The organism is Solimicrobium silvestre, from assembly GCF_002976435.1.
In the GTDB taxonomy this organism is placed as follows: Bacteria; Pseudomonadota; Gammaproteobacteria; order Burkholderiales; family Burkholderiaceae_D; genus Solimicrobium; species Solimicrobium silvestre.
This window is the reverse complement of sequence record NZ_PUGF01000002.1, coordinates 221,471-235,977: the sequence shown is the minus strand read 5'-3', so window position 1 is coordinate 235,977 and position 14,507 is coordinate 221,471. Positions and strand designations below refer to the sequence as shown.

Sequence of the window (14,507 nt, the reverse complement as noted above, 5' to 3'; positions counted from 1 at the left end):
ACGATGGTCGCCAGCCTCAATACTAAGTTTGCTTCAACGCTAATCCGGCAGCACGATATCCCCACCAAGCGGCTTCTTCAAATACCGAAAATCCAGATAGGTCTGCATGCGCAAAAAGTATCGGACCATCTAATTCGCGTAATGCCTTAAGCCCGGGGTTAGAACGAAACGTCGGTAACGGCACAGCCATTGCGTGCCCACGCAAAGTTATATCAACACGCTCAACGCAAGATGCGAATTTCCAGCCATAGGCCGCCTTCAAATCAGCACTCGCGGCGGCAAGCAATTCTTTAGCTGTTACCCGCGCCATCCATTTTCGGGCTGCATCGGGACTCTGATCCGACAGCGCGACATAGGCACTGAAGACTGTTTTAGGGGGTGGTGTTATGCGAATATCTTGATGAGTCGATACGACATAACCAAGACCCGGTTCCTGATAAACGACGTTATCCCACGATAACGGAGCATCTGGTAATTCATGCGGAAAGTCATTCATCAAAAAATTGGCCACTAACCAAGGTGCGTACGTAGGCAAGTGCAAGGCAGGGTCGAAGCCGTAATCTTGAATTGATTCGACAACGCGTGATGCGACGTACAAGGGCATAGCGCATATCGCTTTTCTGGCGCGTACGATAAACGTTTTCGGAATGCCGTTGATCAATTCAAAACAGTGCGCTTCAACGCCATCGGCCGTCGTTTTTAGCGAAACAGCCGTACCGCTTTTACGGCGACTACCTGCTGCCTTATCCATCGCTTCTGCCAGCGGACTTAAACCTCCCGGCCAAGTCAGCCATGCACCGCTTTCCGCATTTTCTGCCTTGCCGGAGCGGCTGCAATAATAGTGCAGACCAGCCCAGGCAGAGACCTTGTCGTAGCGGGTTCCATAATCATCACGGCAGCAATAGTTCAAATACCAATGCAGCGTTGGCGAGCTGTAGCCATTTTTTTCGAGCCAAGCTTTAAAGGTAATGCTATCCAATGCTTGCCATTCAGGATCAGTGGATGACAACGTGCTGGGAATGGCGAAGATGCGTTTTCCGTTGCTATCACGCAGATGACGCAGGCGTTCAATTTCCTTAAAAAATCGACTGTGCTCTTTTAACTCATCCGGTGGTACGCCCTCATTAGGAATGACACCTTCTTGCCATCGCCCATTAAACAGAAGACGCTCCTCTGGTGCATGAAGAAGATATCGCTCATCGTAATAAGGCTTCTCACTCATCGGATTACGTAAAATAATGCCGAGATCAGTCAGAATTTCACGAACATGAAATGACTCTGTTGAAGGGACTGGCAGATAGTGCGCACCAGTGGGGTACGCCAAATCACCGAAGTGTCCACCGGCTGCATTACCATAAACTTGCGGGCCATCGATGACCAAAAAATCGTTAAGGCCTTCCTTGTTCATTTTCCAGGCTGCGGTCAGACCGCCAATGCCAGAACCGAGCACGACGACATCGGTTTGTATAATTTCTGTTGGCGGTGGAAGCTTATGCCGGTCACGTAAGAAATGCCCCTCAGCCATGCCAGGGTAGTTGACGTCCGTTGTAATCTCTTGCCAGCGCCAAAATTCTGCGGCACTGCCCATTGCTACTGCACTACTGGCGCCAGCCCACAATAAAAATGAGCGCCGATTCATAATCTGCCCATTAACGTATCACCTGACGCCAGTCTTGCTCAAATTCACGCACCAGCGACTGGGTATCCAAGTGATTCGGCTCCATTTGAATGCGCTGCATATCCGGCGGAAAAGTGAACATCTCATGCGTTGTTTCTTTGCTGAGATAACGCATAGGCAGGCTATATTGCGTGGGTGGTTCAAAATGCTGTTGTGGTGATGCCAGAATAAATCCCCACTCGCCAAATGATGGCACGTACAAATGGTAGGGATAGGTCAGCAAGCCTACTTCTTTTAGTGTCGCCTCTACAGTCCAAAAGGCGTGCGGTGCAAAAAATGGCGAGGTAGATTGCACAACAATCAATCCATTCGCCGCAACGTGCTTTTTCACTATGCCGTAAAACGGTACCGAATACAGCTTACCTAATGCAAAGCTGGATGGATCGGGAAAATCGACAATGACAGCATCAAACATATCCTGATTATTTTGCAGCCAAATTGCGGCATCTGCGTTAACGACATGTACGCGCGGGTCACTGAACGAACTGTGATTAAGCTGCGTTAATTCGGACCTGTGCGTAAACGCATTGGTCATGGCCGGGTCAAGGTCAACCAGCGTCACGTGCTGAATATTTGAGTAGCGGAGAATTTCACGCAAGGCCAGCCCGTCGCCGCCACCTAAAACCAGTACCGAGCGCGCCCAAGGAAGTGCCTGCATGGCCGGATGCACCAATGCCTCGTGATAGCGATATTCGTCCCGTGACGAAAACTGCAGATTGCCGTTGATATACAAACGCAGATCATCTTTCCAGCGGGTGATGACTAAACGTTGATATGGCGTCGTGGTGGAGAAGACGATTTCGTCGCCGTACAAGCCATGTTCACCCCAATAAACCATGCGGTCAGATAAGGAAAATCCAGCCATTAATAAACAAAGAATAGTTGCTGCACGTAGCAACCGCGCACCGACATTTTTCAATTCATGACGGAAGGTGTGTATGGTCCACAACGCGACGCCAATGTTGAGCATCCCAAATAAAAAACCGGTGCGCACCAGCCCAAGGTAGGGAGCTAGAACTAAAGGAAATAGCAGCGAAACTGCCAGTGCGCCAAGATAGTCAAAAGTGAGCACACGACTAACCAGTTCATTGAACTCGGTCTGTCGCGAATTTAAGACCCGCATGACCAGAGGCACTTCCATGCCAACTAGCGCACCTATCATGAAGACCAAAACATAAAGAAGCGTACGGAACGGTGCCGACATCCACGAAAAGGTCAAAAACAACAACGCTGCAGAGATGCCTCCGATTAACCCGACGGCCAGTTCTATATCAACAAAACGGGCCAGTAAGTCGTCGTCATGAATGTATTTTGAAAAGTGAGCTCCAACGCCCATTGCAAACAGGTAGCAGCCGATAATGGTGGAAAATTGAAGAATTGAGTCGCCAAGCAAGTAACTTGAAAGTGCCCCAGCGATGAGTTCATAGGCGAGGCCGCAAGAGGCGACGACGAAGACTGAGAGGATTAAAATTTTTTTGGGCATAGATTATCTTTTGGTTTAATATACTTCAACAATTGTTTTTGGTAAACATCTTTGGTAGTTTCAGTACGGCAAGGAGAATGCAACGCCGCTGGGGCTGTTTTGCATAAGTCCTGGTAGTTGATTAATTTACTTTTGAGAGAACGCCTTGGCTGCAATTACAAATTACGCTTTACATTTACTGACGGCCAGCGCGCTTCTCGCGGTCTTTTTTATGGTCTACACCTATGTCACCACGATCGATGAAGTACTGCTGATTCGACAAGGGAACAATGCGGCGATGCTTTCCATGAGCGGTGCATTAATCGGCTTCTCGCTCACCATCGGGTCCAGTCTGCTGCATACATCCAACTACCTTGAATTTATGGCTTGGGCAGCAGGGGCGATGGTCGTACAGGTATTAGCTTATGCGGTGACGGTCAGGCTGCTGCACATTTCAAAAGAACATATTGAGTCAGGCAATACCGCCTTTGGTGGGTTAATGGGCGCAATTTCCTTGTCTATCGGCGCGATTAACGCTGCCTGTATTTCTTAAAAATGTTTCTTAGTTACGTTTTTTAACTTCGTTTATTAATTACGTTTACTAACTGTGCCTCTTAAATTGTTTTTCCATCTTCAATAGATCTCTCACTCGGACGATAAAATCATGAGCCTTGGTTCTTTCATTAAGAAACAATTTATAGATGTCTTGCAGTGGAATGAAGACACCGAAGGTGTTCTTGCGTGGCGTTTTCCTATGCAGGATTTCGAAATTCAAAATGGCGGCATGCTCACCGTACGCGAGTCGCAGATCGCCGTTTTTGTCAATGAAGGCCAAGTCGCCGATGTATTTGGACCGGGCAACCACAAACTGACGACACAGACTTTGCCGGTTTTAACTTATTTGAAGAATTGGGATAAGTTGTTTGAATCCCCCTTCAAGTCCGACGTGTATTTTTTCAGCACGCGAATTCAAACTGGCCGTAAATGGGGCACAACTCAACCCATCACGATACGTGACAAAGACTTTGATATGGTTAGAATCCGTGCGTTCGGCATGTATTCATACCGGGTGACGGATGCCAAAAAATTCTTCACTGAGATTAGCGGAACGCGGGAACAATACACCCGCGACGAAGTAGAAGATCAATTGCGTGGCATCACATTAGCGACAATGGCTAACTCAATCGGTACTGCCAATGTGCCCTTTCTTGATATGGCAGCCAATCAAACGCTGATGGCGCAGCATGTTAAAGGCGATTTAGCACAAGCTTTTGAAAAATATGGCTTGGGTTTAGATGAGTTTAATGTGACTAGCGTCAGCCTGCCGGACGAATTGCAAGCGGCTCTGGACGAACGCATCTCTGCTGGCATGAAGGGCGGCCTTAGTGCTGAAAAAATGGGCGGCTTTACCCAGTTTCAAGTTGCCAGCTCCATTCCCCTAGCGGCTCAAAATGAAGGCGGTTTGGCCGGGCTCGGAGCAGGCCTGGCTTCCGGTGTCGCTTTTGGTCAAGTGATGGCGCAAGGTCTGGCGGCACCGGCAACTCCATCGACGAACCCATCGGCCCCACCCGTTGCGCCAGCCGAAGACGCCATTGAAGTGCGCCTTGAAAAGCTCAAAGGACTGTTGGATAAAGCCTTGATTTCAGCCAGCGATTACGAAACGGCTAAAGCCGAATTGCTCAAAAAATTAATCGGCTAAAGTACACAACACATCCATGCAAATTGTTCCTTGCCCAAATTGTGGCGCGCAAATTGAATTCCGATCACATGCCTCGGTTCTTGCAGTGTGCGAATACTGTAAAACCACCGTCTTAAAAGATGCCGAGTCGGTTAAAAACCTGGGCAAGATGTCCGACGTTTTGGAAGATTATTCGCCCATTCAAATTGGCACAACTGGTACGTTTGGGGGCAATGCATTTACGATCATCGGGCGAATACAGCTGCGCTATTCGGATGGCATGTGGAACGAATGGTACGCACTCTTTGACAATGGCAAAACTGCATGGCTTGGGGATGCGTCCGGACAATATACGCTGACCACGGAAATTCATGCCAACGCTCAATTACCCGAATTTACAGCATTAATTCCTTCTCACTCCTACCTCATCAACGGGCAAAATTATATTGCCGCCGATGTTCGCACTGCGGACTGTATCGGTGGACAAGGTGAGTTACCGTTTAAAATTGGTCAAGGCTGGCAAGCACACGTTGCCGATTTGCGTTCTGGCCGCAACTTTTTAACGTTGGATTATTCCGATTCAAATCAGCCGCAGGTATATACCGGACAAGCAGTAAGTCTGGACGAATTAAAATGCCAACTGCTGCGCGATGACGATCAAGTACGAACCAGCGCTGGCAAATTCAAAGGCAAGATCGAAATATTGGCCTGCCCGCACTGTGGCAGTAGCACTCAATTTTTGCCGGGTATTACAACGACCATAGTTTGCCCCAGCTGCCATTCCCAAGTTGACACTTCAGGGCCGGTCTCACAGATATTAGCTGCCGGTGAGCGCGTGGAACATGTCCATACGACGTTGAAGCTAGGAGCTCAGGCGACAATCAGTGGCAGGCAATTTCAGCTTATCGGGTTAATGCAGTGTAGCGATAATGAAAATACTGTGTGGACTGAATACTTGTTACATAGCCCCAAAGCAGGCTTTTTATGGCTGATTGAAACCACCGAAGGATGGGCTCGGGCGATAGTCTTAGACGAGTGGCCAGTCTGGATGCAGGAAGATGCCGCAGTACTCGGAAAAGTACCGTTTCACAAACTCTATCGATATCCAGCGACAGTATTGTTTGCAGCAGGCGCATTTAACTGGCGCGTGGGCATCGGCTATCGAACTGAAGTAGTCGAATTTCAAGGTGGCCAGAACAAACTCGCTGTTGAAATGACTTCATCTGAAATCACCTGGTCACAATCTTCGCCAGTCAGTGCGGATCAAATCCGTGCCTGGTTTGGTGACGCAGTAGTCGTGAATAAAACCAGTACAGATGAAAATATTAAAGCTCTATCCACCAAATTTATTGGCTTGATACTCGCACTGAACCTGATCCCACTTCTGCTTTCCATCAATACCTGGATTTATGTTTTGATTGGCGGGCTAGCGATTTATTTGCCCGCGAAATATCTGAACTCCTACTTTGAAGAAGGCAATGAATAGAAAATTTTTAATCTACGCAATTGTTGTGACTGTGCTGACGACTGGTATCACTTGGCAAAAACTTGTTGCGTCTGAATCAAATGATCAAAACCGTTCCGGCGCTAGCCGTGGCAGTGGCTGGAGTTCTTTTATGGGTAACGGGTCATTGGCTGGCGGCAGTGGTGGGCATAAATGACGCATCCTGTTTATGAGCCATCTGGGCAGCACTTATTTGCTGATTTATATGGAATTAACCCAGACAAGCTAAACGATGCAGCTACCGTAGAGCTGCTTCTTCGGGAGAGTGCGAATGCCGCTGGCGCCACTATTTTGTGCAGTCATTTCCATGCTTTTGGATCCGGGCAAGGCGTCACTGGCGTTGTATTGTTGGCGGAGTCACATATTTCCATTCATACCTGGCCGGAATTTGGCTTTGCCGCAGTGGATATTTTCATGTGCGGAAACTCAAAACCGGACCGGGCTTTAGATGTAATCCAATCGGCTTTACAAGCCTCTAAAAGTTCGGTGCAAACGATTTCTCGTGGGCATGCTCCAACCATCCAATCAAATCGCTAAGATATTTTTGTGTTCCGCAATAAATAAGTTCGGAACATTTTCTAAGCGAGAATATAACTATTTATCGCCGATTAATACTGTCATTAAAAGCTATATTTAAGTCCTATCGCACTCAAAATAGTACGAGAGTCACCCAAATCGGAATGGATTTTTTTATAGTCCAAACTAACCAATCCGGATAATTTATCCGTGAGCATCACCGAGATGGCACTGCGTGAGCGTATCGTCTTTGAGATTGAACTGTAGTCATAGCCAACATCCTGAACAAAGCTAACCGAAGTCGTGATCTTGCGTTCGTAATGCGCCGCAAGCGTCCCAAGTCCATTAGTGCTGGAATAGTTCGGAGGCGCTTGCTTAACGTCATATTCTGCCCCGGCACCCACTTCCGCCGTCAAGAATTGAAGATCATCGCTATAGAGTTTTTTCCCGAGACCGAGGGTCAACGCGGTTTGCGATTTAAATGCGCTGCTTGAGTCTTTTTCCCACTGCACTTTGGCAAATTCATAGAAACTTGCGTCTTCATTGTGCATGGTTTTACCAGAGACCAAATAGCTTTCCGTATTGTCTACCGGATTATTTCCGTCGGTGCTATTGACTGCAGCCGCCTTAATTTCTTGAGCCCAATCACCGCTGATTTGTTTAAAATCGATATGACCAGAAAAGTTTTGTTTGGTATTACCCACATCGGTCGAAGAGTTCGTACTATTAACCAGATAATTTAAATCAGCATCCAGGTTGTAGTCCTTATTAGTCACTTTGATGGGGTCTTCCGCGTGAGAAAAAGCACATAAACTTAAGCCGAATACTAATGCTGCGATGTTTTTTGTTTGAAGTAACACTGAGAATATCCTATAGGTAAAGCTCGCAATTAAAACCAGCTTTTTTGCGAAAAATTATCGAAATATTAATTTAAAGCTACTACTCGCGTCAATTTAAAATACCAACTGTTACATGATTGCCAGCAAAAAACATCGTCACAATCCAGTCGAAGCAAGGTGAATACATTCATAAAATCATCCTATGCCGGAATATGAATGCGCTGCTTAATGTGTTTCAAATTACCGACGATGGTAAATGTCATGATGACTAATAAAGACCATGAACTCCACTTTCCGACATTCACCGTTGCCCAAGCGCCGATTTGGTCTGGATATCTCCAAATGCCGAAAAAAGTGCTGATATTTTCGGCCAGCCAAATGAAAAATCCAATCAACACAAATGCCAATAACAAGGGCATACGCCGCTCCCGATCTAATGGTGTGAAGACGACGGTTGATCTTGCATACAGTCCCAGCGTGCAAGCGGCAATGTACCAGCGATAGTCGCCGATGTAATGATGCGTGAAGAAGTTTGCGTAGATTAAAATGGCAATCACGGTTGCCATCCAGTACGGTGGATAATGCCTGATTTTCACATCCAACATACGCCATGCCTGAATGATGTAACTACCGACCGCGGCATACATAAACCCAGAAAACAAAGGAACACCAAGAAGCTTGCTATAGGCAAGATCAGGGTACGACCATGACTTAATTCCGCTCGATGTTTTAAACACTTCCAGTGCAAAACCGATGACGTGAAACAGGCAAATGGCTTTCAGTTCATCGGTCGTTTCCAGCTTAGTCCACACCATCCATAATTGAATGAGTACGGCGATGATAAGCAACGCATCGTAACGTGGGATGCCCATGATGCCGGAGCGCGGTAAACAAAATATCGCTGCAAAGAAGAGGCCGGCAAACAAACATGACCGAGCCTCCTTTATACCGAAATATAAAAACTCAACGACGAAGCGAGATAGTCCAGATAAATCCGGTTTCGCCCGTAGATTAAGAAGATGATTGTCGAGAGCTTGAATGGGCATGGTCAATTGCGTAGTTGAAACGTTAGTATTTGCTAAATATTTGAAGAATTATGCTGAGTTGTACTGAATTAAGCTCGGAATATTAGCATGGACACGCAGCAACACTTCTATTGAGCTACCCAACAAATCAGCAAAAATGCTATTCACAATTTAAAACCAAAATGTTGCCCATACAACTTTAAAATTTGACGCCTAACCGCGTTGACGGTTATGATCTCACTCGTTTTACCCCTCTTTCCAGTTGAAAAATTCACCAAATCGCCATGGAAAAACATAGTCCTTCCGCTGACATTTACGTCCGGTTCTTGCAATTGGCTCACGCCCTGCGTGGCTTGCCGACGCTTGATCCGTTGGAGGACCGCATTCTGGCTTTTGTGGCGCTTGCCGGGAAAGCTAAAGATCGTTTATCCGTACGTGACATGATGGCGCAAAGCGAACTTGGCTCACCGGCGATGCTGCATGCGCGACTCAAATCAATGCGAGAAAAAGGCTGGATTATTCTCACCGACACCGACGATACGCGTCGCAAACAGGTTGAACTTAGCCAGGCTGCGTGGCTGCATTTCGACAAACTCTCTAAATGTTTGATGCAAGCGACGCAGGATGTCAATAATTAGCCGCAACCTGCTTACAGTCGCTTTTGTCGTAGTGGCCTACACGCTGTCCTACATGCTCAATGATTGGCTGTTCAAGCAAATCGAATTTACCCAAGGCGTTGCATGGGTTTATCTACCCGCCGGTCTGCGCCTGATTTGCACTCTGTTGTTTGCGGAAGCAGGCGTGCTCGGGATTTTGTTTGGATCACTGCTTACTTCAAGCATGTATGCTCTTTTTCCTGGCGACCCGATCACCACCATCGGCTATAGCTTAATTTCTGCATTAGCGCCTTATTTCGCCTATCGTTACACCCTCCAGGAAATGCGTTTAGAGCGTTCACTGAGCAATCTGACGACGACGAATCTCCTGATCTGCATTTTGTTATACGGCTTGTGCAACCCGCTGCTGCAACTGGCGTGGTTCATTATGCGCGGCGTTTCTTCCCACTATTTACCAAGCCTGATCGTGATGTCTATCGGCGATTTAACCGGCTCATTAATCGTTGTCTACGCATTCAAAACCCTGCTCTCCTTCGTTCCTCTGCCACACCGCTAGGCGCATTTCTGCTCTAAAAAACCACACGTAATCTTCCTGTCATCTTGTAATACGCGAGTAATAATTACTTATTACCATGCCGACTGCTATGTAATTTATAGCGATTAATCTGGTCGCTGTTTCAGCGAATATTAATTTGAATCGGAGTGTTGTATGCGCAGTTGGGATGAACAAAAAAAACGAAAAGCTCGTGTCGAAATTATTCCCATGATCGACGTGATGATGTTTCTGTTGGTATTTTTTGTATTGATTAGTTTGAATGTGATACCGGCACTGGGACTAAAAACTCATTTACCCGGCGCGTCCAGTTCACAAAATTTAACACCGCAAAATAAAGCCGTGATTACGCTAGGCTTAAATAACGCATTGCAGGTTGATGGCGTCAATACGTCAATGAGCGAAATCGTTGCGCGCCTAAATCAGGCAAAAAAAGGTAGCGAAAAACTCAATGTAATTATCAATAGCGATAGCGGCGTTGAAGTACAGCGCTTGGTCGATGTTATGGATAACTTAAAGAAAAACGGCTTTGAGTCTATCTCTATCGCTACCCGGAAGCTGTAATAAAAATGCCGACTACACCATTTTCATACCGGTTCCGCAATGCGCTGGCTACGTTGCCATCGCTACTAATACTCAGCATATTAATCATTGCGGGTGTTCAAAAAGCGGTAAAAATTGAGCGCCACGTTGATGAGGCTACGGTTCAAATTAGCTTATCTGCGCCGGAGCCTGAACCAGAGTCTGTTCCAAAACCCCCGACTCCGCCAACGCCAGTTAATCAACCGACAGTCAAGCCGATAAGTCAGCCAACAGCCAGACAAGAAACGGTGACCAATAGCCCAAGTGCAGAAGTAGCGGCAGCGGTGCCCGTTGCACTGAATACCCCGGTTACTAATCCAACACCTACGCCAACGCTGATGCCCACGCCAGCTCCTGTTGCGTCAGCAGCCGAGCCAGCAAAACCAAACAACGCCAGTATTGAAGCGGGCTATATCGCTAAATTGCGCGCGCATTTAAATAGCATTAAACGCTATCCGACCGGGCGTGAGGCCAGCCAGCAGAAACCGCAAGGCAAGGTAAAAGTCTGGTTTGTATTAAGCCGTAACGGCGCTGTTGTTGAGCAAGGAATCGAAGAATCATCCAACTCGATGCTGCTCGATGATGCTGCCAAAAAAACGATTAATCGCTCTTCATTTACTGCTTTTCCTGAATCCAGCTGGGCAGGGGAAGCCACGCATAAGTTTAGTGCCGAGTTAGATTTCATACCGGCGGCAGCCTGAAGGTACGGGATCAGATGTTGCAATATTTTTTTAGTTGGATCACGACGTTTTAAAACCGAAAATTTACAGGGAACTCTTAAATGAAACACAAATACAAAGTCACCAGACTGTCTATGCTGATTTCTGGGTTGTTCATCGTTGCAAGCCCATTTGCATACGCAGTCGATACCACTACTGAAGTGGGTAAAGTGACAGTTCAAAGCCAGGATAGCGGACAGAGCACTAGCACTGGTTTGATCCAGGCAGAAGAATCACCAAAAGCGCGTAGTTCGGTTGACCGTACTTACATGGACAAGCAACAAGGCACTAGCAATCCATACCAAATGATCGGCTTACTGCCTGGCGTGAATACCTACGATCAAGATGGAACAGGCCTATTCGGCGGTAACATTCGGGTTCGCGGCTTCAATAGTGATCAACTCGGTTTTACAATTAACGGCGCGCCGGTGAATGATTCCGGTAACTTTGCGGTATATCCACAAGAATATACCGACTCAGAAAACCTGTGCGATATCTACGTAACGCAAGGTTCCACTGACACCGAAGCACCGCACGTTGGCGCTACCGGCGGCAATATCGGCATGAATACCTGTACACCTGAAGATGCGCGTCGTTTCCGCGTAGAGACCATTATCGGATCGCATAATTTGCGTAAATATTATGCTCGCGTGGACTCAGGAAAAATATTGAACGATAGATTTAAATTCTTTATTTCTTATTCAAAAACCCAGGTAGATAAATTCAAGGGCGAAGGCGGCGCGGATAAAGAACATACCGATTTCAACAGTAAATTAACGCTTGATAACGGTAGCTATATTGACACCGCAGTTTTATACAATACCGCCATCAACAACAACTATCGTTCATTGACCAAGGCACAAATCGCTCAGTACGGAACCAACTACGATTTCGGTACGCAAATGCCGGTACACCAACCGGGCGTAAATGGCACAGCGCAAAATGATTCAACTTATGCGCCAAACGCCGGTATCTCCAATGGGCCTAAGAATTTATATTACGCCTACAACATTAATCCGTTCGACAATTGGCTCGCAACCATGAACGGCCACTTCCAGATCACACCTAAATCCGCCGTCGATGTCAGTCCTTACATGTGGTATGGCTACGGTACAGGCGGCAATGAATTACAAACCATTACTGAAGGCAATGCCAGCACATTACTCGCTGGTGGCGTAAAAGATGTCAACAAAGACGGCGACACTAAAGACACGGTATATGCCTACGAAGGCAGCGTAACTAAGACATATCGCCCAGGTATCACCACTAAATTTACACAACAATTTGATGATCAACGCGTCATGTTCGGTTACTGGTTTGAACGTGCTCGTCAACAGCAAACTGCGCCATACTCGGCAATCGCAGCTAACGGTGTTCCTGCCGATCTTTGGCTAAACAATCCAACTGATTATTTGCAGAATCAAAATGGTTCGGCAGTGGAATATCGTAATGCGATGACCATCAATACCGGTAGATCTCTCTTCGCACAAGACAATATCAATTTGATGCAAGATAAATTAAATGTGCAACTTGGTGCGCGTTATTCTGGCATTGAACGCAATTTCACTAACGAACCAAGCCAAAGCTCACCGGCTTTCTACACATTAGATAAAGAATACACCAGCTTATTACCGAGCTTAGGTTTGCGCTATCAGTTAGATCAAGCCGATTCCGTATTTTTTAATGCGACGAAAAACTTCAAAGCACCTGGCAACTTCTCTTATTTCAATCTGGTTTCTGGCGGCTCTATCGTGAATGGCACATACGCCGGTGGAACAATGCGCGACGTTCCAGTGGATAAAGAAACTTCATGGAACTTTGATCTGGGTTATCGCTACACTTCCGATAAATGGACTTTCTCAAGCTCGATTTATTACATCGATTTTAAAAACCGTATTGCTACTTCCTACAACCCAGACACCGATACCAATACCGATTTCAACGTTGGCGACGCTACATCTAAAGGTTTTGAATTAGAAACCGGCTATGCCATCACAAAAAATTGGAGTATGTATGCGTCGCTCTCCTACATCAAGAGCCACATGGATAGCGATATTCCTTGGACCGTCACTTCAACTTTACCAACTGCCGGTAAAGAATTCCCGGATACGCCAAATTGGTTAAGCGGTTTAAACCTGCAATATACCGAAGCAAACTGGTATGTATTTTCACAAGCTAAATACACTGGCAAGCGTTATTCAACATTGGTCAACGATGACAGCATCGGCGGCTACGTAACAACCAGCGCCGGAGCAGGGTATACGTTTGAATCCAATAACTGGCTCAAAAAACCGACCTTGAAATTTAACGTCAACAATATGTTTGATCGTAACTACCTAAGCTTAAGTTCTGGCAGCGGTAGTCAATTCACATCAAATGCGTATGCGATCGGGAACATCCCGGCATCAGCGCCGTCATTTTATGTAAGCCCACCGCGGACATTTAGCCTGACACTTGTTGCGGATTTTTAAACGTAGTTATCACTATTTAAGTCATTAATTGCAATCCCTGGTGGCGAACCGAAAGTTCGCCACCATAAAAACTGCCTTATTGTGCGGAGAAATTAACATGAACATGCAACTATTCCACGAACTCGCTTTTTACCTGATGTACGCCTGTGCGGCATTAGCGTTGTTTGTCATTGTCGAGCGCGGCATATTTTATAACTACACGCTGAGTCAGGCGATCAAACTAGAAAAAGCGATGACTCACGCGGTGCAGAACATCAACGAATTACCGGCAGAATTAACGGCAAAAGCAAATTTACCACTGACGTTGGTCAGCGACATTCTGGCTGAAAAACACAACCTGACAAATAACAAAGATCTTGAAGATTATAGCGAGTCGGTCTATATCGCTAATCGCGGTGAAATTCAACATCGCATCTGGATACTCGACACCATCGTCACCGCAGCACCGTTACTCGGCTTACTCGGCACTATTCTGGGTATTATCGACACGTTTAAAGCACTGGCTGTGTCCGGCGTTTCTGACCCTGGTCAAGTATCGCAAGGCATTGGTACCGCCTTGTATGCAACGGCATTAGGGATCGGCATTGCTGTCGTCGGCATGTTCTTTTTTAATATGTTCCAGGAACGCATTGAACGTATTAACGATCATTTAAAAGTATTGATGTTGCGCGCCTGTGTTGGTCGACTCGACAGTGCTCACGCCAATACAAAACCGGTGTCTATCGAAACTGGTAAATTGCATATCGCTTAAATAGCTGGTTGATTAAATTTTCGTAGGATGGGCACAGCTTCATCGTGCCCACGCGTTATATTCGATCAATAATATTTTTAAATAAAATCCATTGTTTATCTCCCGTTACGCG

The 14,507-nt window shown here is 46.4% G+C and carries 15 protein-coding genes; 11 read left to right on the top strand and 4 right to left on the bottom strand.

Annotated elements, in window-relative coordinates:
* Positions 1 to 22 precede the first annotated feature (22 nt).
* Positions 23 to 1,639, bottom strand: a complete 1,617-nt coding sequence (locus S2091_RS03505) for an NAD(P)-binding protein (RefSeq protein WP_105530409.1) — start codon at positions 1,637 to 1,639, stop codon at positions 23 to 25.
* Positions 1,640 to 1,649: 10 nt separating this feature from the next.
* Entirely contained in the window at positions 1,650 to 3,161 is a 1,512-nt protein-coding gene (locus S2091_RS03500) for a polyamine aminopropyltransferase (protein WP_105530408.1), read from the bottom strand.
* A 145-nt stretch (positions 3,162 to 3,306) separates the two neighbouring features.
* Between S2091_RS03500 and S2091_RS03495 the strand changes: the two genes are divergently transcribed.
* The 5 genes from S2091_RS03495 (at position 3,307) to speD (ending at position 6,859) form a co-directional block, all read left to right on the top strand.
* Entirely contained in the window at positions 3,307 to 3,693 is a 387-nt protein-coding gene (locus tag S2091_RS03495) for a DUF350 domain-containing protein (RefSeq protein WP_105530407.1), read from the top strand.
* Positions 3,694 to 3,804: 111 nt separating this feature from the next.
* The gene (locus S2091_RS03490; protein ID WP_105530406.1) at positions 3,805 to 4,839 is read left to right on the top strand and encodes an SPFH domain-containing protein; all 1,035 of its coding nucleotides are present in this window, start codon (positions 3,805 to 3,807) and stop codon (positions 4,837 to 4,839) included.
* Positions 4,840 to 4,855: 16 nt separating this feature from the next.
* Entirely contained in the window at positions 4,856 to 6,304 is a 1,449-nt protein-coding gene (locus S2091_RS03485; protein ID WP_105530405.1) for a DUF4178 domain-containing protein, read from the top strand.
* Positions 6,297 to 6,479 carry a hypothetical protein gene (locus S2091_RS03480; RefSeq protein ID WP_105530404.1) on the top strand — a complete coding sequence of 61 codons (183 nt, stop codon included), beginning with the start codon at positions 6,297 to 6,299 and terminating at the stop codon, positions 6,477 to 6,479. The genes S2091_RS03485 and S2091_RS03480 overlap by 8 nt, the downstream gene beginning before the upstream one ends.
* On the top strand, positions 6,476 to 6,859 hold the full coding sequence (gene speD, locus S2091_RS03475; protein WP_105530403.1) for an adenosylmethionine decarboxylase: 384 nt from the start codon (positions 6,476 to 6,478) through the stop codon (positions 6,857 to 6,859). The genes S2091_RS03480 and speD overlap by 4 nt, the downstream gene beginning before the upstream one ends.
* Before the next feature lie 83 nt (positions 6,860 to 6,942).
* Here the strand turns inward: speD and S2091_RS03470 are convergent, their stop codons facing one another.
* Both S2091_RS03470 and S2091_RS03465 read right to left on the bottom strand, forming a co-directional pair.
* The gene (locus S2091_RS03470) at positions 6,943 to 7,698 is read right to left on the bottom strand and encodes a DUF481 domain-containing protein (protein ID WP_165794898.1); all 756 of its coding nucleotides are present in this window, start codon (positions 7,696 to 7,698) and stop codon (positions 6,943 to 6,945) included.
* Positions 7,699 to 7,877: 179 nt separating this feature from the next.
* Positions 7,878 to 8,723 carry a DUF817 domain-containing protein gene (locus S2091_RS03465; RefSeq protein ID WP_105530401.1) on the bottom strand — a complete coding sequence of 282 codons (846 nt, stop codon included), beginning with the start codon at positions 8,721 to 8,723 and terminating at the stop codon, positions 7,878 to 7,880.
* A 263-nt stretch (positions 8,724 to 8,986) separates the two neighbouring features.
* Here S2091_RS03465 and S2091_RS03460 point away from each other — a divergent pair, with 263 nt between their 5' ends.
* The 6 genes from S2091_RS03460 (at position 8,987) to S2091_RS03435 (ending at position 14,395) form a co-directional block, all read left to right on the top strand.
* Positions 8,987 to 9,340, top strand: coding sequence for a MarR family transcriptional regulator (locus S2091_RS03460; protein WP_105530400.1), 354 nt, complete (start codon positions 8,987 to 8,989; stop codon positions 9,338 to 9,340).
* On the top strand, positions 9,327 to 9,875 hold the full coding sequence (locus S2091_RS03455; protein WP_105530399.1) for a hypothetical protein: 549 nt from the start codon (positions 9,327 to 9,329) through the stop codon (positions 9,873 to 9,875). Before S2091_RS03460 ends, S2091_RS03455 begins: the two co-directional genes overlap by 14 nt.
* A gap of 153 nt (positions 9,876 to 10,028) precedes the next feature.
* Complete coding sequence (locus tag S2091_RS03450; RefSeq protein WP_105530398.1) at positions 10,029 to 10,436, top strand: ExbD/TolR family protein; 408 nt, start codon at positions 10,029 to 10,031, stop codon at positions 10,434 to 10,436.
* A gap of 5 nt (positions 10,437 to 10,441) precedes the next feature.
* Complete coding sequence (locus tag S2091_RS03445; protein WP_105530397.1) at positions 10,442 to 11,155, top strand: TonB family protein; 714 nt, start codon at positions 10,442 to 10,444, stop codon at positions 11,153 to 11,155.
* Positions 11,156 to 11,235: 80 nt separating this feature from the next.
* Complete coding sequence (locus S2091_RS03440) at positions 11,236 to 13,644, top strand: TonB-dependent receptor (protein ID WP_105530396.1); 2,409 nt, start codon at positions 11,236 to 11,238, stop codon at positions 13,642 to 13,644.
* A 97-nt stretch (positions 13,645 to 13,741) separates the two neighbouring features.
* A complete protein-coding gene (locus S2091_RS03435; protein WP_105530395.1) occupies positions 13,742 to 14,395 on the top strand; it encodes a MotA/TolQ/ExbB proton channel family protein in 654 nt (217 codons plus the stop codon).
* Positions 14,396 to 14,507: the final 112 nt, after the last annotated feature.

What these genes read in the sequence shown, in the direction of transcription:
- S2091_RS03505 (WP_105530409.1), bottom strand. Translation starts at nt 1,639, where the DNA reads ATGAATCGGCGCTCATTTTTATTGTGGGCTGGCGCCAGTAGTGCAGTA.
- S2091_RS03500 (WP_105530408.1), bottom strand. Translation starts at nt 3,161, where the DNA reads ATGCCCAAAAAAATTTTAATCCTCTCAGTCTTCGTCGTCGCCTCTTGC.
- S2091_RS03490 (WP_105530406.1), top strand. Translation starts at nt 3,805, where the DNA reads ATGAGCCTTGGTTCTTTCATTAAGAAACAATTTATAGATGTCTTGCAG.
- S2091_RS03485 (WP_105530405.1), top strand. Translation starts at nt 4,856, where the DNA reads ATGCAAATTGTTCCTTGCCCAAATTGTGGCGCGCAAATTGAATTCCGA.
- S2091_RS03480 (WP_105530404.1), top strand. Translation starts at nt 6,297, where the DNA reads ATGAATAGAAAATTTTTAATCTACGCAATTGTTGTGACTGTGCTGACG.
- speD (WP_105530403.1), top strand. Translation starts at nt 6,476, where the DNA reads ATGACGCATCCTGTTTATGAGCCATCTGGGCAGCACTTATTTGCTGAT.
- S2091_RS03465 (WP_105530401.1), bottom strand. Translation starts at nt 8,723, where the DNA reads ATGCCCATTCAAGCTCTCGACAATCATCTTCTTAATCTACGGGCGAAA.
- S2091_RS03460 (WP_105530400.1), top strand. Translation starts at nt 8,987, where the DNA reads ATGGAAAAACATAGTCCTTCCGCTGACATTTACGTCCGGTTCTTGCAA.
- S2091_RS03455 (WP_105530399.1), top strand. Translation starts at nt 9,327, where the DNA reads ATGTCAATAATTAGCCGCAACCTGCTTACAGTCGCTTTTGTCGTAGTG.
- S2091_RS03450 (WP_105530398.1), top strand. Translation starts at nt 10,029, where the DNA reads ATGCGCAGTTGGGATGAACAAAAAAAACGAAAAGCTCGTGTCGAAATT.
- S2091_RS03445 (WP_105530397.1), top strand. Translation starts at nt 10,442, where the DNA reads ATGCCGACTACACCATTTTCATACCGGTTCCGCAATGCGCTGGCTACG.
- S2091_RS03440 (WP_105530396.1), top strand. Translation starts at nt 11,236, where the DNA reads ATGAAACACAAATACAAAGTCACCAGACTGTCTATGCTGATTTCTGGG.
- S2091_RS03435 (WP_105530395.1), top strand. Translation starts at nt 13,742, where the DNA reads ATGAACATGCAACTATTCCACGAACTCGCTTTTTACCTGATGTACGCC.